General features: G+C 71.9%; 17 protein-coding genes. 5 read left to right on the forward strand and 12 right to left on the reverse strand.

Annotation, left to right across the window (positions count from 1 at the left end; translation table 11 throughout):
- Positions 1-131: 131 nt before the first annotated feature.
- Positions 132-1,607, reverse strand: coding sequence for a rifampin monooxygenase (gene rox, locus ACWD5D_RS39905; RefSeq protein ID WP_451377701.1), 1,476 nt, complete (start codon positions 1,605-1,607; stop codon positions 132-134).
- A gap of 451 nt (positions 1,608-2,058) precedes the next feature.
- Between rox and ACWD5D_RS39910 the strand changes: the two genes are divergently transcribed.
- The 3 genes from ACWD5D_RS39910 (at position 2,059) to ACWD5D_RS39920 (ending at position 5,422) form a co-directional block, all read left to right on the forward strand.
- Positions 2,059-2,778 (forward strand): hypothetical protein, encoded by a 720-nt coding sequence (locus ACWD5D_RS39910; RefSeq protein WP_451377652.1) that lies wholly within the window; start codon positions 2,059-2,061, stop codon positions 2,776-2,778.
- Positions 2,779-2,888: 110 nt separating this feature from the next.
- Positions 2,889-3,818 (forward strand): LysR family transcriptional regulator, encoded by a 930-nt coding sequence (locus ACWD5D_RS39915; RefSeq protein WP_451377653.1) that lies wholly within the window; start codon positions 2,889-2,891, stop codon positions 3,816-3,818.
- Between the two features lie 560 nt (positions 3,819-4,378).
- Positions 4,379-5,422, forward strand: coding sequence for an LAETG motif-containing sortase-dependent surface protein (locus tag ACWD5D_RS39920; RefSeq protein WP_451377654.1), 1,044 nt, complete (start codon positions 4,379-4,381; stop codon positions 5,420-5,422).
- Positions 5,423-5,527: 105 nt separating this feature from the next.
- On the opposite strand, the gene ACWD5D_RS39925 is transcribed toward ACWD5D_RS39920, so the two are convergent.
- From ACWD5D_RS39925 to ACWD5D_RS39945, 5 genes are all read right to left on the reverse strand, one after another.
- Positions 5,528-7,636 (reverse strand): SpoIIE family protein phosphatase, encoded by a 2,109-nt coding sequence (locus ACWD5D_RS39925; protein WP_451377655.1) that lies wholly within the window; start codon positions 7,634-7,636, stop codon positions 5,528-5,530.
- 159 nt (positions 7,637-7,795) lie between these two features.
- Positions 7,796-8,458, reverse strand: a complete 663-nt coding sequence (locus tag ACWD5D_RS39930) for a hypothetical protein (RefSeq protein ID WP_451377656.1) — start codon at positions 8,456-8,458, stop codon at positions 7,796-7,798.
- Between the two features lie 81 nt (positions 8,459-8,539).
- Positions 8,540-8,956 carry a DUF5959 family protein gene (locus ACWD5D_RS39935; RefSeq protein ID WP_451377657.1) on the reverse strand — a complete coding sequence of 139 codons (417 nt, stop codon included), beginning with the start codon at positions 8,954-8,956 and terminating at the stop codon, positions 8,540-8,542.
- Positions 8,957-9,041: 85 nt separating this feature from the next.
- Positions 9,042-10,760, reverse strand: coding sequence for an MFS transporter (locus ACWD5D_RS39940; protein ID WP_451377658.1), 1,719 nt, complete (start codon positions 10,758-10,760; stop codon positions 9,042-9,044).
- A gap of 144 nt (positions 10,761-10,904) precedes the next feature.
- Positions 10,905-11,159 carry a hypothetical protein gene (locus ACWD5D_RS39945; RefSeq protein ID WP_451377659.1) on the reverse strand — a complete coding sequence of 85 codons (255 nt, stop codon included), beginning with the start codon at positions 11,157-11,159 and terminating at the stop codon, positions 10,905-10,907.
- A 210-nt stretch (positions 11,160-11,369) separates the two neighbouring features.
- On the opposite strand from ACWD5D_RS39945, the gene ACWD5D_RS39950 reads away from it, so the two are divergent.
- Entirely contained in the window at positions 11,370-11,825 is a 456-nt protein-coding gene (locus tag ACWD5D_RS39950; protein ID WP_451377660.1) for an archease, read from the forward strand.
- Between the two features lie 56 nt (positions 11,826-11,881).
- Here the strand turns inward: ACWD5D_RS39950 and ACWD5D_RS39955 are convergent, their stop codons facing one another.
- From ACWD5D_RS39955 to ACWD5D_RS39965, 3 genes are all read right to left on the reverse strand, one after another.
- Complete coding sequence (locus ACWD5D_RS39955) at positions 11,882-13,294, reverse strand: RtcB family protein (RefSeq protein ID WP_451377661.1); 1,413 nt, start codon at positions 13,292-13,294, stop codon at positions 11,882-11,884.
- 52 nt (positions 13,295-13,346) lie between these two features.
- Positions 13,347-14,444: a baeRF3 domain-containing protein gene (locus ACWD5D_RS39960; protein ID WP_451377662.1), complete on the reverse strand. Its 1,098-nt coding sequence runs from the start codon at positions 14,442-14,444 to the stop codon at positions 13,347-13,349.
- A gap of 174 nt (positions 14,445-14,618) precedes the next feature.
- Positions 14,619-15,062 (reverse strand): Lrp/AsnC family transcriptional regulator, encoded by a 444-nt coding sequence (locus tag ACWD5D_RS39965; RefSeq protein ID WP_451377663.1) that lies wholly within the window; start codon positions 15,060-15,062, stop codon positions 14,619-14,621.
- Positions 15,063-15,222: 160 nt separating this feature from the next.
- On the opposite strand from ACWD5D_RS39965, the gene ACWD5D_RS39970 reads away from it, so the two are divergent.
- On the forward strand, positions 15,223-16,521 hold the full coding sequence (locus ACWD5D_RS39970; protein ID WP_451377664.1) for an amidohydrolase family protein: 1,299 nt from the start codon (positions 15,223-15,225) through the stop codon (positions 16,519-16,521).
- Positions 16,522-16,566: 45 nt separating this feature from the next.
- Here ACWD5D_RS39970 and tatA read toward each other — a convergent pair whose 3' ends face one another.
- The 3 genes from tatA to ACWD5D_RS39985 all read right to left on the reverse strand — a co-directional run bounded on the left by tatA (position 16,567) and on the right by ACWD5D_RS39985 (position 19,603).
- Complete coding sequence (gene tatA / locus ACWD5D_RS39975; protein WP_451377665.1) at positions 16,567-16,857, reverse strand: Sec-independent protein translocase subunit TatA; 291 nt, start codon at positions 16,855-16,857, stop codon at positions 16,567-16,569.
- Positions 16,858-16,979: 122 nt separating this feature from the next.
- Positions 16,980-18,686 (reverse strand): LCP family protein, encoded by a 1,707-nt coding sequence (locus tag ACWD5D_RS39980; RefSeq protein ID WP_451377666.1) that lies wholly within the window; start codon positions 18,684-18,686, stop codon positions 16,980-16,982.
- A gap of 212 nt (positions 18,687-18,898) precedes the next feature.
- Positions 18,899-19,603, reverse strand: a complete 705-nt coding sequence (locus tag ACWD5D_RS39985; protein WP_451377667.1) for a lytic transglycosylase domain-containing protein — start codon at positions 19,601-19,603, stop codon at positions 18,899-18,901.
- Positions 19,604-19,616 lie beyond the last annotated feature (13 nt).

Consider the following 19,616-nt stretch of genomic DNA (forward strand, 5'->3'; position numbering starts at 1 on the left):
GCCCCGCCGCCCCCCCCCCCACGGCGGGTGTCCGGCAGCGGGTCCGGGGCCCTGATCGCGTACGCACGGCTCCGCACCAGCCGCCGCGGCTCTCGATCGGGACCCCGCTCCACCCGTCAGGCCCCGCGCGCTCAGAGCGCGGCAGCGCCGAACCACCGAGTCAGTCGGCTCAGCAACTCCAGCTGGTCCTCACCGACCCACGCCACGTGTCCGTCCGGCCGCAGCAGCACCGCGGGCACGTCCAGCTCCTCGCTGACGTCGACGACGTGGTCGACCCGGTCCGCCCAGCCCTCCACCGAGAGCCGGCCCGTCTGGTCGAGCAGCAGACCGCGGCCGCCGTGCATCAGCTCGTACAGGCGCCCCCGCTTCAGCCGCACGTCCCGCAGTCGGCGGCCGAGCATCTCGTGCCCCTCGTGCCCCTCGCCGAAGTCGTACTGGACCCCGACCGCTGTGATCATCCCGGTGACGTACCGGTTCACCTCCTCGAAGTCCATCAGCTTCGTGAACAGCTCCCGCAGCGCGACCGCGCCCCGATCGGTCCCCAGCAGCGTGATCTGCGCCCGGGTGTTGTCGATCACGGCGGCGCCCACCGGGTGGCGTTCGGTGTGGTAGCTGTCCAGCAGCCCCTCGGGCGCCCAGCCGCTGACCGCCGCGGCCAGCTTCCAGCCGAGGTTGAACGCGTCCTGGACGCCGAGGTTGAGTCCCTGCCCACCGGTCGGCGGATGGATGTGCGCCGCGTCGCCGGCCAGCAGCACCCGGCCGACCCGGTAGTGCTCGGCCTGCCGCGTGGCGTCGCCGAACCGGGACAGCCAGCGCGGCGAGTGCGCCCCGAAGTCGGTGCCCGCGACGGCCCGGAGCCGCTCCTTGAACTCCTCGAGGGTCGGCGCCGTCGCCCGGTCCTCGGACACGCCGTCGGCCGGCACGACGACGCGGAACACCCCGCCCCCGTTGGGGATGACGCCGAACCGGAGCTGGGTCTTGCGGACTTCCGCGACAACGGCCCCGATCGTCTCCTGGTCCTCGGTCACCTCCATGTCGCCCAGCAGCGTCTCGATGGTGGCGGGCTCGCCCAGGAACTCGACACCGAGCGCCTTGCGCACGGTGCTGCGACCGCCGTCGCAGCCGACGAGGTAGCGCGAGCGCAACTGCGTGCCTCCCCCGCCGGCCACGCCCTCGTTGGCGGGGGTGCCCCCACTCGCCAGCTCGACGGTCACCCCGTCCTCGTCCTGGCTCAGCCCGACCACCTCGCAGCCGCGCCGGATCTCGGCGCCGAGTTCGACGGCGCGCTCGTTCAGCAGCCGCTCGGTCTCCGGCTGCAGGGTGCTGAGGCCGTAGGGGTGCGCCGTGTCCAGCCGCTCCGGCCAGGGCTTCGCGATACCACCGAAGAGGCCACCGGCCTGGAACTTCTCACTGACCGCGAGGAACCGGTCCAGCAGGCCCCGCTGGTCCATCATCTCGACGCTGCGCGCGTGCAGGCCACGTCCGCGGGACTCCTGGGTCGGTTCGGTCAACTTCTCCAGCACGACCACGTGCACGTCGTGCAGCCGCAGCTCGGCGGCCAGCATCAGGCCGGTCGGTCCGCCACCGGCAACGATCACGTCGATCATCACAAGATCCCACTTCCACAGTTCGGGCTTCGGCGGGCGATTCTGCGGCATCGTGGGGACCTTGTGGCAAGGCCCCCTGTGCGCTATAAGTTGAGAGTGGCAAGGAGTGGATTCCCTCCTTGCCTTTGTCATGCGGCGCCCTTTCGAGCCGCCCGTGCCGACGGTCGTTCCCGGCGTTCGGCCCCGGCGTTCGACCTCGGTGTTCGGCCCCGGTGCTCAGCCCCGCTGTTCGACCTCACGGCCCGCCCCCGCATCCCCCTCGCGAAGTGCCACCCCTTCGTCGTGTTGCCCCTTCGTCGTGCCGCCCCTGGAACGGGCGGGCGAACCGGCGCCTCCATGCCCTGCGGCCGCGCACCGGCGCACTCGGATCACGGCCGCCCGGCGACGTCGCGGGTCGCGCGTACTAGATTGTCGCCGCCCACCGGCCGGGATTCGCACAAGGGAACCCTCCATGAACCGACCCGCCCTGTCCGTCATAGCCGTCGCCTCACTGCTGGCCCTCGCCGGCTGCCGGTCCGGGACTGCGACCGGGCGGCACGCCGGTCCCGCGGCGGTGGCCCCGCCCTGCGCCAGCCGCGGCGTGACCGCCGGCGCCAGTCCCGGCCCCACCGCCGAACCGATCCAGACGAAGATCGCCTGGCGGGCGGAGGAACTGCCCGGGGGGCCGCTGCGCATGACGGTCGGCGACGTCGACGCGGCACCCAAGGACCCCCGGGCCGTACGGCGCACCGACTTCCGTGCTCCGGGCAACCAGACCGAATGCGACAACACCAAGATCATCTTGGTGCGCGGCTGGTGGTGCACCACCACGGTCTCGTCCGTCGCACAGGACGGTGAGATCGTGCTCGGCGGTGCCGAACCACGCGCGAGGATCCACTCGGCCGGCTTCCGTACACACTGCTCGGGCGACCGGCCGCAGATGCGCCAGCACTACGAGATCCAGCGGGACAGCTGGTCGGGCTGGCGCCCGTACAGCGAGCGCGGCCTCACCTCCTGGACGTCCGAGCAGCGCCAGTCCCACGGGAGGGTCTCGGTGCCCTGCCCCGACGGACGGGTCGGCACCTACGACTACCGGCTCGCGGTCGCGGTCGAGGTCCAGGGCATCGAGGCGGACGACTCCACGGCGGCGAGCGCCCCGATCCGCACCGACTGCGGCACCGGCATCAGCTGAGGCCGGGGCGGAGGCCGAGGCCGAGACCGAAACGGCGGCTTCAGGTCCTTACCTGCGGTTCCGCCGGCGGCGGCTTTACCTGCGGCTTCGATTCGGGGTATTTATGGCGCATGCTGTTGCGTCAATTGGAGTACCTGAGTGCCTTGTCGCGCGAGGGCCACTTCGGTCGCGCAGCCGAGGCGTGCCATGTGTCCCAGCCCGCGCTGTCGGCCGGCATCCGCAAGCTGGAGTCGGAGCTCGGGGTGCGGATCGTCCTGCGCGGGCAGCGGTTCGAGGGGTTCACCCCCGAGGGCAAGCAGGTGCTGCACTGGGCCCACCGGATGCTCGCCGAGCAGGACGCGCTGCGCCACTCGCTGTCCAGCATGCGGGGCGGGCTGTCCGGGGTGCTGCGCATCGGTGCGGTGCCCACGGCGCTGCCCGTCGCATCGCTGCTGACCACTCCGCTGCACGGCCTGCATCCGGGGATGCGGTTCTCGCTGGAGTCGATGTCGTCCCGGGAGATCGTCTCCCGGCTGAACGAGTTCGACATCGACGTCGGCCTGACCTATGTGGACGGGGAGCCCCTGGGCAAGGTGCGGGTGGTCCCGCTCTACCGCGAGCGGTACCTGTTCCTGACTCCGGTCGACGGGGAGTTCTCGGGCCATGACTCGGTCAGCTGGTCCGAGGCCGCGTCGGCGCCGCTGTGCCTGCTGACGCCCGTGATGCAGAACCGCAGGATCCTCGACGGGCATTTCGCCGAGGCCGGCGCGGCGGTGAGTCCCGTGGTCGAGACCGACACCGTCTCGGCGATCTACGCGCACATCACCTCGATGGGGCTGTCCAGCGTCATCCCGCACGCCTGGCTGCACAGCTACGGCGTCCCCGCCGGCACCCGGCTGCTGACGCTGCCACGGCCGCAGCGGTCCGTCCACGTCGGGCTGGTGCTGGCCGACCGCACCCCGGAGTCGATTCTGGCCGGCGCCCTGGTCGACGTGGCCCGTGAGATTGACATGCGGGGCGAGCTGGACCAGGTGATGCGGCGCCACGTGGGTGGTTCGTAGGTCCGGCTCGTGTCCGGACACCTCGCGCCCAGGCCGTTCATGAACGATTTGCGATGGCGATGTGAAGCAGGCAAGCGGCGGTCGCCACAAAGGTGTTGACCTGGCGACCGTCCCCCGGCGCCCGTGACACTCCGATCACGGCCGGCGCTGAAGGAAGTGACCCCGGTCGGGGTCAGGTGCGCCTGCACTCCGGGGGGAGTCGAGCGGGCGCCGTCGTGCAGGGCACGCTCGCACGTCCACGTGACGGGCCCCCTGCTCGCGAGGTCGGCCTGGGCGCCCGCACGTGGCAGGGGCGCCCAGGCCGCGCTTCCACCCCACCCGATGCGATCGCCCGGCAAACCGTTCAGGCGTCAGGACGAGTCCCGGACCTGGTGGGCGAACCCGGCATCCGGCCTGCGTTCAGGGACATGTGACGACCCGTCACACAACGCCCGCGACAGAACGCCCCGTAAATGTGACTCAGCTAACACTCGCGGGGCGTCCTTTTCGGACAACCCTTTTCCCACATGGCGGGTCGAATCTGCGTAAAGATTTCACCCACTCCCGTTGACGAGGTTTGCATGAAGCTTCGCCGCTCCCTGGCAGTCGCCGCCGCGACGGCCGCAATCACTCCGGCCGTCCTGCTGGCCGCGCCGGCCGCCTTCGCCGACGATCCCAGTTCCTCGCCTTCCTCCAGCGTGTCGACTCCCGCCGAGAGCGAGTCCGCACCCGGCGGCCAGGAGTCCAGCCCGGCCGCCGGCGAGTCGTCCCCGGCGGCCGGCGAGTCCTCGCCGGCCGCGGGCGAGAGCTCTCCTGCCGCTTCCGGATCCGCCTCCTCGAGCCCGTCCGCGTCGACGTCGCCGTCGGCTTCGGCTTCGGTGTCCGCCAGCCCTTCGGTGTCTCCGTCCGAGTCGACGCCCCCGCTGGAGTGCGACTCCGATGAGCCCGCCGTCGACGAGGACCTGACCACCAACCTGTCCGGGCTGCCCTCGAAGATCGTGGCGGGCAGCGGCTTCCACAACTTCAAGTTGAACGTGGAGAACTCCGGCGACCGTTCGTACAAGCGTGTCGACTTCGGTGTGTTCGCCGCCCAGGTGGACGAGAGCGACTACTTCATCGACACCAGCCACCTCACCCTGCAGTACCAGGACCCCGCCTCCGGCAAGTGGGTCGACATCTCCCTCGACGAGAACGACGAGGGCGCCGGCTACCTCGGCTACACCGACCTCCGGGCCCACGAGTCCCTCACCATCGGCCTGCGCCTGTCCGTGGACAAGACCGCCCCGGCCGGCCTCGGTTACGCCATCAGCATCGGCATGTACACCGACGACGAGGGCCAGTGCGTCTTCTCCGGCGGCGACAGCTACTACGAGTTCGACATCCTGAAGGCGGGCTCCGCCCCCGGCAACCCCGGTGACGCCAAGCCGCAGGGCGGCAAGAAGCCGCTGCCGAAGCAGCCCTCCGGCAACACGGAGATCGACCCGCAGGGCCACCTCGCCCAGACCGGTTCCAGCTCGGCGCTCCCCCTCATCGCCCTGACCAGTGGTGCCGCGGTGGCCGCCGGCGCCGGCGCGGTCTTCGTGGTGCGCCGCCGCAAGGCCGCGGGCAACGGCGCCACCGCCTGACCCGCCCGCCTCGGCTAGGCCGTAGCGGGCTCACCCGCTGAGGTCGAGGTCCGCGCGACGCCGTCGGCGCTCGCGCGGACCCGCACGAAGCGGCGCCCGCCTCGGCTAGGCCGTACCGCCCGTCGGGCCGAGGCGGGCCAGGAGCAGGGCGACATCGTCGCCGGAGCAGCGGTAGAGGTTGTCGAGGACCATGTCGCAGGTCTCCTCGAGCGGACGGGGCCGCCCTTGCAGGGCCCGGCACAGGGCGCGCATGCCGACGTCGATGGGATCCTTGCGCGTCTCGACCAGACCATCGGTGTAGAGGGCCAGCAGGGCGCCTTCGGGCAGCTTCATCTCCAGTTCCCCGAACGGAACGCCTCCCACGCCCAGCGGCGCCCCGGTCGGCAGGCCGATGAGCGTCGCTTCGCAGTCCGGCTGGACCAGTACGGGGGGCAGGTGCCCGGCGCTGGAGAAGGCACAGGTGCCGCCCTTGGGATCGCACACGGCGTACACGCAGGTGGCGAAGGACTCGCTGAGCGTGGACGTCACCTCGTCGAGGTGACTGAGCAACTCGGCCGGGGGCAGGTCGAGCCGGGCGAGAGCTCGGGTGGTGGTGCGCAGCTGGCCCATGATCGCGGCGGCGCGCACCCCGCTGCCCATCACGTCGCCGACGATCAGACCGACCTTGCCGTCGCTGAGGGGCAGCACGTCGAACCAGTCGCCGCCGACCTCGGTGCCCACCCCGGCGGGCCGGTAGCGGACGGCGATCTCCAGGCCGTCGGGCTGGTCGGGGGGCTCCTGCGGCAGCAGGCTGTGCTGCAGGGTCAGCGCGGTGTCCCGTTCACGGCCGTACAGGCGGGCGTTGTCGACGGAGATCGCGGCGCGGCCGACGAGTTCACAGGCGAGCTGGAGATCGCGGCTGTCGAAGGGGCGGGTGTTCACCGTGCGGTACAGGTTGAGCACGCCGAGCACGGTCCCGCGGGCCAGCAGCGGCGCCGCCAGATAGCTGTGGACGCCCTCCAGCTCGAATGCGGCGGCCGCCTCCTCGTCCCGGGCGATCTCGCGGAGCATCGGGCCGTCCACCCAGGGCCTCAGGACCGGGGCCGCCTCCCGGACGCTGCGGCACATCAGCAGGGACGGCTCGTACTGGGTGACCTCGTCGAGCCGGTCGGCGACGTCCAGGGCCCGGCTCGGGTACGCGGAGGCCGACGCGAGCGCGCGGAACCGTGTGTGATCGCCTTCGGCGGTCGGGGAGGCCGTGGCACGGCCGGACGCCACGGACTCCAGCACGTCCACGGTGGCCAGGTCGGCGAAGCGGGGGACGACGGCCGCGGCCAGCTCCCGCGTCGTCTGGCGCAGGTCGAGCGTGCTGCCGATGCCGGCGCTGGCCTCCGCGATGGTCGCGAGGTGTTCCCGCGTGGCCGCGATCTCGGCGGCGGCCAGGTGACGCTCGGTGACGTCCACGACGGACACGGCCACGCCCAGGACCTTCCCTCGGGGGTCCTTGATCCGGTAGTACGACTCCGACCAGACGTGGTCGTGCTCGGGGTCGACGGGGGTGCGGCCGACGGTCCGCTGGTCCAGCACCGGTTTGCCGGTCTCCAGGACCCGCCGTACGGCGGAGTCGATCGACGCGTGGTCGATCTGGGGCAGGGTGTCGCGCAGCCGGCGGCCCCGTACGTCGCGCTCGGTGATGCCGTTGCCCGCGGTCAGGGTGGGGTTGATGCGGATCCAGCGCAGGTCGGTGTCGAACACGGCGAGCCCGACCGGTGACTGGTCGATCAAGAGCTCGGACAGGACCAGGTCGTCCTCGACCCGACGGACGTCGTCGACGTCGGCGACCAGGGTCAGGCCGAGCACATTGCCCTCGGCGTCGCGCAGGCACCGGTTGCGGAACTCCACCAGCCGCGTCGTGCCGTCCTTGCACCGGGCGCGGAAGACACCGGCGAAGGTCTTGCCGATCCGTGTCCCGCCGGCCTGCGCCTCTCCGAACGGTCCGGCGGCGGGCTGCCCGTCCTCGGGCGCGATCAGGAGCCGGTCGGCAGGTTCCCCCAGGGCTTCGGAGGCGTCGTAACCGAACAGTCGTTCCGCCTCGGGGCTCCACAGGACGATCCGGCCCGCACCGTTCACGCCAACGGCCGACGCGTGCACGAGATCCAGCAGCCATCCCGGGTCTTTCGCGGCTCGCTCACCGTGCGGACCGGGTCCGTGGCTGCACAGGTTGTCGGCACCCATCACCCGGCCGCCTTCCTGTCGACCGGCCCGGCGCGGACACCACGCGGACCGTCCCTCTTGCCTCGATATGTCTCGGGTTACCTTGATTGGTTCTACTATGCCGCAGTCTCAGACCGGCTACCGCGCGTAGCGGACGGAAGGCAAGGGACGGCCGGGCTTCTACGGTGCGCCGTCGGCCCGCGGGACGCCGTACCACCGCCATGTGTCGAGGCGGGGCCGGCCGGGAAGTTCGGCACGGCCGGTGGCCCACAGGAGGGTCTGGAAGCGGTCGGTGCCGGTCGGGGCGTGGGGGAAGAGGCGGTTCAGTACGCGGTCGCACAGGTCGGCGGGCGGCGTCCAGTCGGCGCCCAGCCCCTCGGCGACGTCATGCGTGTGCACCAGGGTCTCGACGACGCCCATCGCGGCGAAGCCTTCGGGGTCGGAGACGCCGAAGATGTGGTGCGCCCGGACCGTGGGCGCCGAGGTGCGGACGATGGCGGTCAGCAGCGCGCCACCGGCATCCAGGACCTGCAGCAGGCCCGCTGGGCCGGCCTCGCGGTCCGCGAAGACCGCGTTCGCCGGGCCGCCCGGCCTCCTGCGGCTCCAGGCGAGCGGGACGTGGGTGTTCGCGGGCGGGTTCTCCGGGCCTAGTTGGACGGCGTACGAGAACAGGTCGTCGGCAAGGTGCTCGACCGTCTCCCAGCAGTCCCACTCCAGGGAGCCGGCCCTGACGCTCCAGTCCGCCCCCTCCGCTCGGCGCAACGCCGACACCGCCAGGCGGACGGCGCGTTCCACGTCCGCGGCGGTGACGACCCCCGCCGGTATTGCCTGTGCTTCAGCCATGCCCGGACCGTAGCAATGATCACCGGCGCCCGGCGGGGCCCCAAGTGCGCTCCGGGCAAGCGCACTTCGGGCGGCGCCTGTTCAGTCCTCGCTCAGAGGCCAGGTGTCCCGGACCAGATCGAGGCGCCGGTACGCGTCGTCGAACCAGGCATCGGCCAGAGGGACGGTGACCGTCACCGCCGTCAGGGACATGGAGTGGTCCTCGATCGTGACCTGGCACCGGTCGTCGTCCTCGTCGAGTTCGATGAACAGCCATGGGGCGCGTGATCCGTCGCGCCAGGCGATGTCCTGTCCAGCGTCGAGCGAGTCCAGGGCCTGCAGCCACTGCCGTAGGTCCTCGGGGAAGAGCGAGGTCTTGAGGGTGCCACGGACGAAGGGCGTGTCGACCACGAACTCCCCGGCCAGGGCACGCTCCCGCTCCCCCCTGCCCGTGATCCGGAGGACGACGCTGTTGCCGTCCCCCTCCAGACGGATCAGGTCGATCGAATCCTCAGCCATGCCCACCCCTCCAGGCTTCTCCATGATCGAGAACCCTAGCCGTCGGCACCCGCCTGCGCTGCGGCCGGGGCGCGGGGATCCCGGCCTACGACGTGGTGCGCAGTTCCTTCAGGCTGTCCGCCGTCAGGCGCCGGGGGGCCTCGTCCGGGTCGACGAGGACGACGCCGCAGCCCGCGGTGTGGATGAGGGCGGAGGTGAAGCTGCCGTCGGCGAACTGGGCGAGGGGTCCGCGCGGGGAGCGGCCCACGGCGACGGCGCGCGCGTGGACGTCGGCGGCGTGCCGGGCCACCGCGCGGCCGGCGGCCGCGTGGTCACCGACGCTGGTGAGGATCTGGCCGGTGGCGGCGACGCCGTGGGCGGCGAGCCGGTCGAGGTGCGCGGTGACGGCGGCTCGCGCGGCGTCGAAGTCCTCGGTGTCCACGGCCTGTTCCTCGACGACGGCCGTCTGCTGGACGTGCACCACCTCCAGCGGGCTGCCGGTCTCCCGGGCGAGCCGTGCCGCCGCGTCGACGATGACACCGGCGCGTTCATGGGCGCCCACGGCGACGACCACAGGAGGCGTGCCGCCCTTCCCGGTGCCGCCCACGGGGGTCAGCGTCGGCGTCACCGGCTCGCCCTCGCCGGTGTGCTGTTCGGCCTGGCGGAGCAGGCGGTGGCCACTGGCGAGCACGGGGACGGCGAGGAGGAAGGTGGCGGCGCCGACGTAGAAGGGGACGCTGAGGTCGGTGGCGTCGGCGAGCTTGCCGGCGACGTAGGGGGCCAGGCCGCCGCCGATGAAGCGCAGGAAGCCGTAGGCGGAGGAGGCCACCGGGCGCTCGACCGGGGAGACGAGCATGACGGCCTGGGTGGTGAGGGTGTTGTTGATGCCGATGAAGGCACCGCTGACGATGACCGCGACGATCACCACCGTGGGGTCGCCGACACCGGCGGCGATGACGGCCATCACGATGCTCAGGCCCACGAGGTTGGCGTACAGGACCGGCGCGGTGCCGTAGCGGGCCTGCAGCCGCGGGGCGAAGAAGACGCTGAAGGCGGCCACGAGCAGGCCCCATCCGGTGAAGACCAGGCCGAGTTGGTGGGCGCTGAGCTTCATCGGGTACGGCGCGTAGCCGAGCATGGTGAAGAAGCCCCAGTTGTACAGCAGGGCCATGATGCCCATGGTCAGCAGGCCCCGGTGCCGAAGTGCCCTCAGCGGGGCGAGCGGTGACGTGGGACGGGCAGGCTTCGGCAGGTCGGGGACGAAGGCGAGGGTGGCGATCAGGGCGACGGCCATGAGGACGGCGACGCCGAAGAACGGGCCGCGCCAGCTGATGGCGCCCAACTCACCGCCGAGCAGCGGGCCCACGGCTATGCCGAGGCCGAGCGCGGTCTCGTAGAGGATGATCGCGCCGCCGAAGCCGCCGCTGGCGGAGGCGACGATGACGGCCAGGGAGGTGGCGATGAACAGGGCGTTGCCCAGCCCCCAGCCGGCCCGGAAACCGACGATGCCGTCGATGGAGCCGGAGGCGCCGGCGAGCGCGGCGAAGACGACGATGATCGCCAGGCCGACGACGAGGGTGCGCTTTGCGCCGAAGCGGCTGGAGAACCAGCCGACGATCAGCATGGCCACCGCGGTCACGATCAGGTAGCTGCTGAACAGCAGGGAGACCTGGCTGGGTGTGGCGTGCAGGCTCTCGGCCAGGGCGGGCAGGATCGGGTCGACCAGACCGATGCCCATGAACGAGATCACGCAGGCGAAGGCGACGGCCCAGACCGCCTTCGGTTGCCTGAACGGGCTGGCGGCCTTTCCATGCGATGCACTCATGCGCTCTTCTCTTCTGGAAGTCGTGCGGCGGCGTCCCGGCACCCCGGGTCCATAACCCGCTTATACATAAGTGGATTATAAACATAGGTGCAGCATGAAACCAACCGCCCGGCGACCGGAATCCGCGGGCGGCGACGTCAGCCGTCAGGCTTCGCCCTCGCTCCCCTCCTCCCGCCCGGAGGAAGGCTCCTTCGTCTCGTCCGGCCTGTCCTCGGCAGACGTCCGGTCCGGCGCGACGGGGCCGTGGGACGACTCCCGCGCCGACTCCCGTGCCTTTCTGTACGCGGTCGTGCGGTGACGGTACGCACCGCCGCGGCTCGCGACCTCGATCGCGATGACGGGGTGCCCGAAGATCAACCTGATTCGGGGGTGGTCGAGGATCAGCAGTCGAAGGGACATCGCGGCGGTTCCAGGATTCATCGGAGGGCTGTCAGGAGACGGCGGCGGCGAGCATCGTCACGAGCCGGTGCCCCGCGCGCCGCCCCTGCCCCGTCCGGGTACCCCTACCGGCGCCTTCGATGCCTGCCGCGTGTGCGGTTCGCAGCCTGCGGCGTGTGCGGCTCGGACGTCGCGGCGTGTGCGGCTCGGGCGAATGGGCACACGGGGGGCATGGTCGGTGACACGGGCGACGAGAGGCTGGCTCGCCGGCAGGGCGCCGGCGGGCACCGGGCGGTGCCGCACACGGCCGACATACGGATCGAGGCCTGGGGACCCAGTCGCGAGCGGTGTCTCGCCGAGGCGGTACTGGGGCTGGTGGAGTGCTTCGCGGACGTCTCCGGGGCCCACCCGACCTCCGTCGAACGCGTGGAACTGCGCGAGACCAGTGACGCGGACCTGCTGACAGCGCTGCTGGACGAGGTCGTCTACCGGCTGGAAGTGCGCGGCCAGGTGCCGGTGGACGTGGAGACGGAGGCGGTCGACGACGGGCTGGGCATACGGCTGGCGGTCACCGGCCTCGACGCGGTGGAGATCACCGGCGCGCCGCCCAAGGGCGTGTCGTGGCACCAGTTGCATGTGGGGCCCGATCCCTACGGCTGGTCCTGCGCGGTGACCGTCGACGTGTGACGCCCTCCCTCCCGGGCCACGCCGAGCCGCGCCCCCTCGGTCCGCGGCCGGCGGCGTCACCCCTTCACCACACCGAGCGGCACCAGCCGGGCCACCCTGCGGCACAGCCCCGCGCCCTCGCCGGCCACCACCACCGCGTCGACGTCCTTGTAGGCCTCCGGTGCCTCCTCGGGCAGGCTCCGCCAGGACAGCGGCCGGGCCGCGATGCCGGCGTGCTCCAGCCTGGCGCGCAGCTGGCGGTCGGTGAAGGTGCGCATGGCCTCGTGGCGGCTCATCGTGCGGCCGGCGCCGTGGCAGGTGGAGGCGAAGGCATCGCCACCGGGTACGCCGGCCAGGACGTAGGAGGCGGTGCCCATCGTGCCGGGGATCAGCACCGGCTGGCCCGCCTCGCTCAGATCGTCCGGCAGGTCGGGGTGGCCGGGCGGGAAGGCGCGGGTGGCGCCCTTGCGGTGCACGCACAGCAGACGGCGGGTCCCGCCCACGGTGTGCGTCTCGATCTTGGCGAGGTTGTGGGAGACGTCGTACACCAGCGTCAGCCGGACGCCCGCGGCCCGGTCGAAGACCCGGCGGGCCGCGTCGGTGAGCAGCTGACGGTTGACGCGCCCGTAGTTGGCGGCCGCGGCCATGGCACCGAGGTACGCGCGCCCTTCGGGGGACTCCACCGGGGCGCAGGCCAGCTGGCGGTCCGGCACGGAGATGCCGTGGCGGGCCATCGCGCGGTCCATCTCCCGCACGTGATCGGTGCAGATCTGGTGCCCGAGGCCCCGGGACCCGCAGTGGATCATCACGCACACCTGACCGCCGGCCAGCCCGAACGCCGCCGCGGCCCGCTCGTCGTACACCTCGGCGACCTGCTGGATCTCCAGGAAGTGGTTGGCGGAGCCGAGGCTGCCGACCTGTCCGAGTCCGCGCTCACGTGCCCGTGGGCCGACCCGGGTCACGTCCGCGTCGGCGACCGCCCCGCCGTCCTCGCAGCGGGCCAGGTCGCGCTCCTCGCCGTGCCCCTGCTCCACCGCGTAGCGGGAGCCGCCCTCGAGGATCCGCTCCAGCTGTCCGGGGCCCGTCAGCCGCCAGATTCCGCCGGGGCCGGCACCGCGCGGGATGGCCCGGTCGAGGCCGTCCATGATCGTGCGCAGGGCGGGCCTCAGCTCCGCGCGGTCGCAGTCGGCGGCCAGCAGCCGTACGCCGCACGAGATGTCGAAACCGACCCCACCGGGCGAGACCACGCCTCCCGCGTGCACGTCGGTCGCCGCGACGCCGCCGATGGGGAAGCCGTAGCCCCAGTGGATGTCGGGCATCGCGTACGAGGCGCCGACGATGCCGGGCAGGGTGGCCACGTTGACGACCTGGCCGAGCGCCTGCTCGGCGTCCCTCAGCAGTTCCCGGGAGGCGAAGACGATGCCCGGGACCCTCATGTCCGCGTGCCGTTCGATGCGGAATCGGTAGGGACGCTCCTCCACGAGTTCCATCGGATGTCCAACGAGGGGACGCCTCGCTCGAGCGGGGTGGGGAATCGGTTCTTCAGTACCGCAGAACGGCTGCGACCCGTCCGGTGCCGGCGAGGGCACCGTCGGGGACGAAGCTGACCTGGGCGCCGGTGTCGAGGCTGCGCTCGATCACCTCGTCGACGATGTCCTCGCGCGCCCCGGGATCGTCGGCCTCGGCGGGAACGAGGTGGTCGCCGTCGTCACGGACGGTGGTGCGGAAGTGCTCCTCGACCACCAGCCGGGCGATCCGGCCGTCTCCGGCGGCCTGCCAGACCTCGTCCAGGCCGGCGGCGAACTCCTGGCGGCCACGGGCCTGGTCGAGCAGCGCGAGGGCCGCGTCGATCTCGCGGTCGGCACGGGCGCGGACGGCGGGCTCGACCACCCGGCGGACCGTCTCGGCGTCGGCCTGGGCGAGGCCGCCGTGCGGGATCTGCGCGGTGGCCTCCCTGGCGATGGTGCCGACGACGTCCAGCAGAGCGAGGGCGGCGGCCTCACCGGCCACGTACAGCGGGCGGGGGTCGGCGGCCAGCACCTTCCCGATCTCGATGTCGGCCTGCCGCAGGAAGGTCTTGGTCTCCTCGTCGCGGAAGGTGCTGGGCACGTCGCCGATGCGCTCCAGCCGTTCGGGGTCGGGCTTCTCGTGGACACGCACCAACGGGAAGCCGTGACCGGTCTCCTCGGTCAGCCGCTCCTGGTTGCCGCCCCACAGCACCACCCGGTCCGCGGCGACCGCGAGCACCCAGTGGGGGCGCTCGGCCGCCTGTGCGGCGACCAGGTTGCGGGTGAGGAAGGTGTCGGACAGGACCACCCGGGCCGGGGCGGTGCGCCCGAAGGACCAGACCTGGTGCTCGCCGGGTGCGGCGAGGATCGCCAGACCGTCCTCGGCGTGCACCAGGTCGACCTCCGCGAGGGCCCGGTCGAGCTGTTCCATCACGTCCATCCGGTCGGCGCGGGAGACCGCCGGATCGGACTGGACCCTCTCCTTCGCCTCAGCCAGCAGGTTGCGCAGCCGGACCGGGTCCTGCGCGTTGTCCGGCTCCCGGCGGTGCGTGGGCATCAGGATGGACACCGCCGGATGGGGCCGGGACCGGCGCAGCTCGGCGAGGACGGCGGGACTGAGGTCGAGGTGCATGGTGACCCTTTCCGAAGGTGGTTCGGCCTTCTTCGCGTGGTCGCGTGAAACCTGGAACTGCTCCCCGAAGTCCTAATGTACCCATTTGCCGTATTCGTCGCCGGGCTGTCCAGGGTCGGGCGGGACGGCCCCGTGGCGCCGCGCACACCCGTCGCGCGATGCCGGGCGGGCCCGTCACGCCAGGTCGGGAGAGAGCGTCTTCATCGTGACGTAGCTGGTCACCGTGGCCACACCGGGCAGGCCGGCCAGCCGGTTGGCGTGGAAGTCCTCGTAGGCGGGCAGGTCGGCGACCTCGACCTGGAGCAGGTAGTCGTAGTTGCCGGTGACGTGGTGGCCGTGGACCACCTCGGGCAGGTGCGTGACCGCACGCTCGAACGCGACGACGTCCGCACGGGTGTGCCGCATCAGCCGGACCCCGGCGAACACGCGGAGGCTGCGGCCGAGCGCGGCGGGGTCGATCAGCGCCCGGTATCCGCGGATCACGCCTGCCTCCTCCAGCCGGTGCACGCGCCGCAGACAGGGCGACGGCGACAGGCCGACCTGGGCGGCGAGGTCGGCGTTGCTGATCCGCCCCTGCTTCTCGAGTACGGCCAGAATGGCCCGGTCCACTTCATCCATGGCGGCAGAATAATGCGCAAGCACCGCGCCTACCACAATCCTATGTCTCAGCCTGGCGCAATTTGCTGCCAAAGTTGCGGGTATTCGCGCACTTCGCCTTCCCGGGCGATCACGCTTGACGGCGTCACCGAGTTGGACAAAGCGTTCGTGGAGGAGACCGATGAGGACCCTGCTCACTGGCGGCACCGTGGTCAGCATGGACCCGGCTGTCGGCGATCTCGAACGTGGCGACGTGCTGATCGAAGACGGTGTGATCGTCGAGGTGGCCGGGCGGATCGACGCACCGGACGCCGAGGTGATCGACGCGACCGACCGGATCGTGCTGCCCGGCTTCGTCGACACCCACCGCCACACCTGGCAGACGGCGTTCCGCGGCGTCGGCGCCGACTGGACGTTCCCCGAGTGGACGGTGGCGATGCACCGGACACTGAAGCCCCACTACCGGCCCGAGGACGTCCATCTGGGCACGCTGCTCGGCCGGCTGGAGGCCCTGCACTCCGGCGTGACCACGATGCTGGACTGGTTCCACTGCGCACTCGGACCCGAGCACGCCGATGCCGCCGTCTCGGCGCTGCGGGACACGGCCGGTCGGTCGGTGTTCTGCCACGGGGCGGGGTGGGGCACGACCGGTCCGGTCGACGCCGAGATCCGCCGCGTCCGGGCACGACTTCCCGGAGACGGCCTCGTCACCATGGCGTGGGGGCTGCGCGGTGCCGACGACACCGGCATGGAGACCCTGGCCGAGGAGCTGAAGCTGGCGGCCGAGCTGGATCTGCGGACCAGCGTGCACGTGGCGTCCGACGGGACGCGGCGGCCGATCGCCGATCTGCTGGCGCACGGCCTGCTGCGGGACACCACGACCTTCGTGCACGCCAACGGGATCGGCGACGACGAGCTGCGCATGCTCGCCGACGCGGGCAGTTCGGTGTCGATCAGCCCGGACGTCGAGCTGAGGATGGGCTTCGGCTGGCCGATGACCGGCCGGATGCTGGCCGCCGGCCTGCGTCCCACGCTGTCCGTCGACGACGTCCCGTCGGTCGGCGGCGACATGTTCGCCACCATGCGCACCGCCTTTGTGGTGCAGCGTGGCCTGGACGGCGGGCTGCGGTCCCGGGACGTGCTGGAGTTCGCCACTGTCGACGGCGCCCGGGCGCTGGGGCTCGCCGCCCGCACGGGCTCTCTCACGCCCGGCAAGGACGCGGATGTGATCCTGCTGCGCGCCGACGACCCGACCGTCTTCCCGGTGAGCGACCCGGCCGGCACGATCGTCGCCGCCGGCCACCCCGGCCTGGTCGACACCGTCCTCGTCGCCGGCCGCGTCGTCAAACGTGACGGCGCGCTGGTGGATGTGGACCTGCCGGCGCTGCGGACCCGGCTGGCGGACTCGCGCGACCGGATCGCGGCGGCCGCCGGCGTCCCGCTCGACGGCACGTGGCGTCCGCAGCCGGTGTCCGAGTAACGGCGTCCGCCCGGGACACCTGCCTGAACGGGCAGGTGTGGGGGCTCAGTGGGCCGGGGTGTGTTCGGTGGTCGGGCGGGTCGCCGGAGCCTCGCCGGGCGGGGTCGGGGCGACGCGCTGCGCGGGTTCGGCGGCGGTCGCCTCCTGTGCGGCGCCGGTGACCGTGGAGGGCCGGTCGGCGCCGTCCTCCTTCATGGCCTTTGCCTCGCTCTTGAGGATGCGCATCGACTTGCCCAGCCCGCGCGCGGCATCGGGCAGCTTCTTCGAGCCGAACAGCAGGAGGAACACGATCGCCACGACCAGCAGGTGCCAAGGTTCCAGTCCGTTGCGGAGCATCCAGCCCACCCCTTTCTACGCCGGACGGCGGTGCGCGCCGGACGCGCGGCACCTGCCGCCCTCACAGTGCTTTCTATTGCTTCCTTGCGCAACTGTACAACCCAAGATCGGGCCGCTCGCCGTCAGGCGTCAGAGTCCGGCTTGCTCCGCGCGGCCGCGTACGCCTGGGCCGGCGTCATGGGCACGCCGCCCACGTTGACGGTCTTGTACGGGCTGACCTTCGCACACGTCCTGGCCTGGTCGGCGGTCTGCGCATGGGCGTTGGACACCGCGGCCTCGGTGTCGCCCGGCGCCGACGAGCCGCCGCCGTGGTACGTGGTGCCGGTGGGCCAGTCGCTGCCGATCACCAGAGTCAGGCCCCTGCCGGTGCCCTGCTTCAGATGCGAGGTGGGCAGTCCCAGGGCCTTGGCGGCGGTCTGGGCCTCACCCTTCTCGCCCGCACCGTAGGTCAGGGTGGTCGTGGTCGCGGCCTCGGGCGCGTTGGCCGTGGTCGTGGCGGAGCTGAATCCCTTGTCCACGAGGGCCGTCGCCACGTCGGAGGCCCGTCCGGTGATGGCGGTGCCGTTCTCGACGGTCACGGCGATCTCGGACGCGGGCACGGCCGGGGTGGAGGGCTTCGCGGTGACCGGGGCCACCGCGGACTTCTTGCCGGAGCCGGTGGTCAGCGACCTGTCGTCGGCGATGGTGGCGAACAGACTGCTCGCTCCGGGGCCCACCACCACCCGGTCGCTGTCGCCCGGGTCGGGGGCCGTCTGCATCGTCGTGAAGGTCATCCGCTTCGTGGGCACCTTGTTCACGTCGTCGGCGAGTCCGATCAGCTTCTTCACCGTGCCGAGGCCGTCGTCCACGGTCAGCGCCTTGGTAGCGGCGTCGGCCAGGTCGTAGACCGCCGTGGGGTCGGTGAGGGTGCCCGCGCTCTTGAACTTGCGGATCATCGCGCTGAGGAAGATGTGCTGGGAGACGGTACGGCCGAGGTCGCTGCCGTCGCCGAAGCCGTGCCGGGAGCGCACGAACTCCAGGGCCGCGACGCCCTTGAGGGTGTGGGTGCCCTTGGACAGCTTGAGGTGCGAGTACGTGTCGTAGACGTCGTCACTGACACACACGGAGACGCCGCCGACCGCGTCGGACATCTTGACCACACCGGAGAAGTCGAGCTTCACGAAGTGGTCGATGGGAATGCCCGTGAGCTGGTGGACGGTGGCCACCTGGCAGGTCGGGCCGTACTGCAGTGCGCTGTTGACCTGGCCGTAGTAGCCGGCCGTGGACTGGCCGGACTGGCTGTCCTTGCAGGCCGGGACGCGAGTCATGGTGTCGCGGGGGATGCTCATCACAGTGGCGTTGGAGCGGTCGGCGGATATGTGCACCACCATCTCGACGTCCGCGTTGCTGCCGGTCTGCACACCGGTCTTCGAACAGCCGCCGCCGAGCTTGCAGTCGGACTTGCTGGTACGGCCGTCGGAACCCATCACCAGGATGTTGATCGGGGTGCGGCCGAACGCGTCGGCCTTCTCCTGGCCGCCCTTGCCGTCGAGCGAGAGGCTGTTGATGTTGCCGTTCAGGTGCTCGTAGAACCACCAGCCCGCGCCCGCCGTGCCGAGCACCAGGACCGCCAGGCAGAGGCCGATGATCCGCAGCACCCGACCGCCGCGCCCGGCGCGGCCACGGCGGGCCCGGCGACCGGACCGCGAACCGTGCGCACGGGAGGCGGCACGGGCCGCGGCACGGCCGCCCGGTGGGCGTCCGCCGGGTTCGGCCGTACGCTGTCCGGGCACCTGGGTGGCGCGGCTGCGCGTGGCGTGGCCGCTCGGGCCGTCCCAGGGGTCGCTCATGTCCCACTCCCATGACGCTCGAGCGCGGCATGCGGGGCCGACGGAGGAGCGACCGGGCGTGCGCGACGATGTGCCGACGGGCGGAGCCGGAACCCCGCCACGATTGCGTAGTTGCGCAATCTAACAAACTCGCCACCCGAACAGCGCAGACCCTGGCGCCATTCACAGGTGAGGCATGTCATGGAACCGGCGTGGCGATCCCGGGAACGCCGTCAGAGGCGCCCGTCCACACCGACCGCTTTGCCCGCCTTGGACCAGTTCGCGCGCAGCCTGTCGAGGTAGGACGCGGTCTGGCTGTCGGGCCGCGAACCGCGGGCGAAGGCCAGCATGTTGCCAGGGCCCGCGTTGTAGCCGAGTGCCAGCAGCTCGTTGCGGCTGTAGTCGGCGGGCCACTGCGCGGGCAGTTGGTCGGCGAGATCGTGCAGGTACCAGGCCGCGGACTCGATGGCGAGGTCCCGGTCGTCCGGCAGCTCGTCCCAGCGGCGGCCGGCGAAGTCCCGGCCCTTGCGGACCTCGTCGAAGGCGGCCCGGTGCATGTTCGCGATGCCGAAGGCGGCGTCCGGCTTGTACTTCTGCCAGGCCCGCTCCAGTGCCGGGTCGTGGGGCTTGTACGCCTCGTTGTAGAGGATCGCCATCAGCAGCTGGGCGCCGACGCCGGCCTCGCCGGCCCGGGTGCGGACCTGCGGGGCGTAGTCGGCGGGGTCGTACGAGGCGGAGACCCCCGTGGCCGTGGCCGAGGGTGACGCGGTGGGCGTGGCCGAGCCGGCCGACGGGGCGGGCGCCGACGCGGGCGCGCGCGCCGGAGGCGGTGTGTCGCTCTGCGGTGTGTTGGCGGCGCGGACGATGACGTACGCGACCAGGGCGAAAACGATCACGGCCAACCACCGTCGGCGCCAGGGCGCCCGGGACTCGGACATGTCGTGCCCTCTC

The organism is Streptomyces sp. NPDC002520 (assembly GCF_053595235.1).

Coding starts and splice junctions, on each gene's coding strand:
- rox (WP_451377701.1), bottom strand. CDS start 1,607: ATGATCGACGTGATCGTTGCCGGTGGCGGACCGACCGGCCTGATGCTG.
- ACWD5D_RS39910 (WP_451377652.1), top strand. CDS start 2,059: ATGAACCGACCCGCCCTGTCCGTCATAGCCGTCGCCTCACTGCTGGCC.
- ACWD5D_RS39915 (WP_451377653.1), top strand. CDS start 2,889: ATGCTGTTGCGTCAATTGGAGTACCTGAGTGCCTTGTCGCGCGAGGGC.
- ACWD5D_RS39920 (WP_451377654.1), top strand. CDS start 4,379: ATGAAGCTTCGCCGCTCCCTGGCAGTCGCCGCCGCGACGGCCGCAATC.
- ACWD5D_RS39925 (WP_451377655.1), bottom strand. CDS start 7,636: ATGGGTGCCGACAACCTGTGCAGCCACGGACCCGGTCCGCACGGTGAG.
- ACWD5D_RS39930 (WP_451377656.1), bottom strand. CDS start 8,458: ATGGCTGAAGCACAGGCAATACCGGCGGGGGTCGTCACCGCCGCGGAC.
- ACWD5D_RS39935 (WP_451377657.1), bottom strand. CDS start 8,956: ATGGCTGAGGATTCGATCGACCTGATCCGTCTGGAGGGGGACGGCAAC.
- ACWD5D_RS39940 (WP_451377658.1), bottom strand. CDS start 10,760: ATGAGTGCATCGCATGGAAAGGCCGCCAGCCCGTTCAGGCAACCGAAG.
- ACWD5D_RS39945 (WP_451377659.1), bottom strand. CDS start 11,159: ATGTCCCTTCGACTGCTGATCCTCGACCACCCCCGAATCAGGTTGATC.
- ACWD5D_RS39950 (WP_451377660.1), top strand. CDS start 11,370: ATGGTCGGTGACACGGGCGACGAGAGGCTGGCTCGCCGGCAGGGCGCC.
- ACWD5D_RS39955 (WP_451377661.1), bottom strand. CDS start 13,294: ATGGAACTCGTGGAGGAGCGTCCCTACCGATTCCGCATCGAACGGCAC.
- ACWD5D_RS39960 (WP_451377662.1), bottom strand. CDS start 14,444: ATGCACCTCGACCTCAGTCCCGCCGTCCTCGCCGAGCTGCGCCGGTCC.
- ACWD5D_RS39965 (WP_451377663.1), bottom strand. CDS start 15,062: ATGGATGAAGTGGACCGGGCCATTCTGGCCGTACTCGAGAAGCAGGGG.
- ACWD5D_RS39970 (WP_451377664.1), top strand. CDS start 15,223: ATGAGGACCCTGCTCACTGGCGGCACCGTGGTCAGCATGGACCCGGCT.
- tatA (WP_451377665.1), bottom strand. CDS start 16,857: ATGCTCCGCAACGGACTGGAACCTTGGCACCTGCTGGTCGTGGCGATC.
- ACWD5D_RS39980 (WP_451377666.1), bottom strand. CDS start 18,686: ATGAGCGACCCCTGGGACGGCCCGAGCGGCCACGCCACGCGCAGCCGC.
- ACWD5D_RS39985 (WP_451377667.1), bottom strand. CDS start 19,603: ATGTCCGAGTCCCGGGCGCCCTGGCGCCGACGGTGGTTGGCCGTGATC.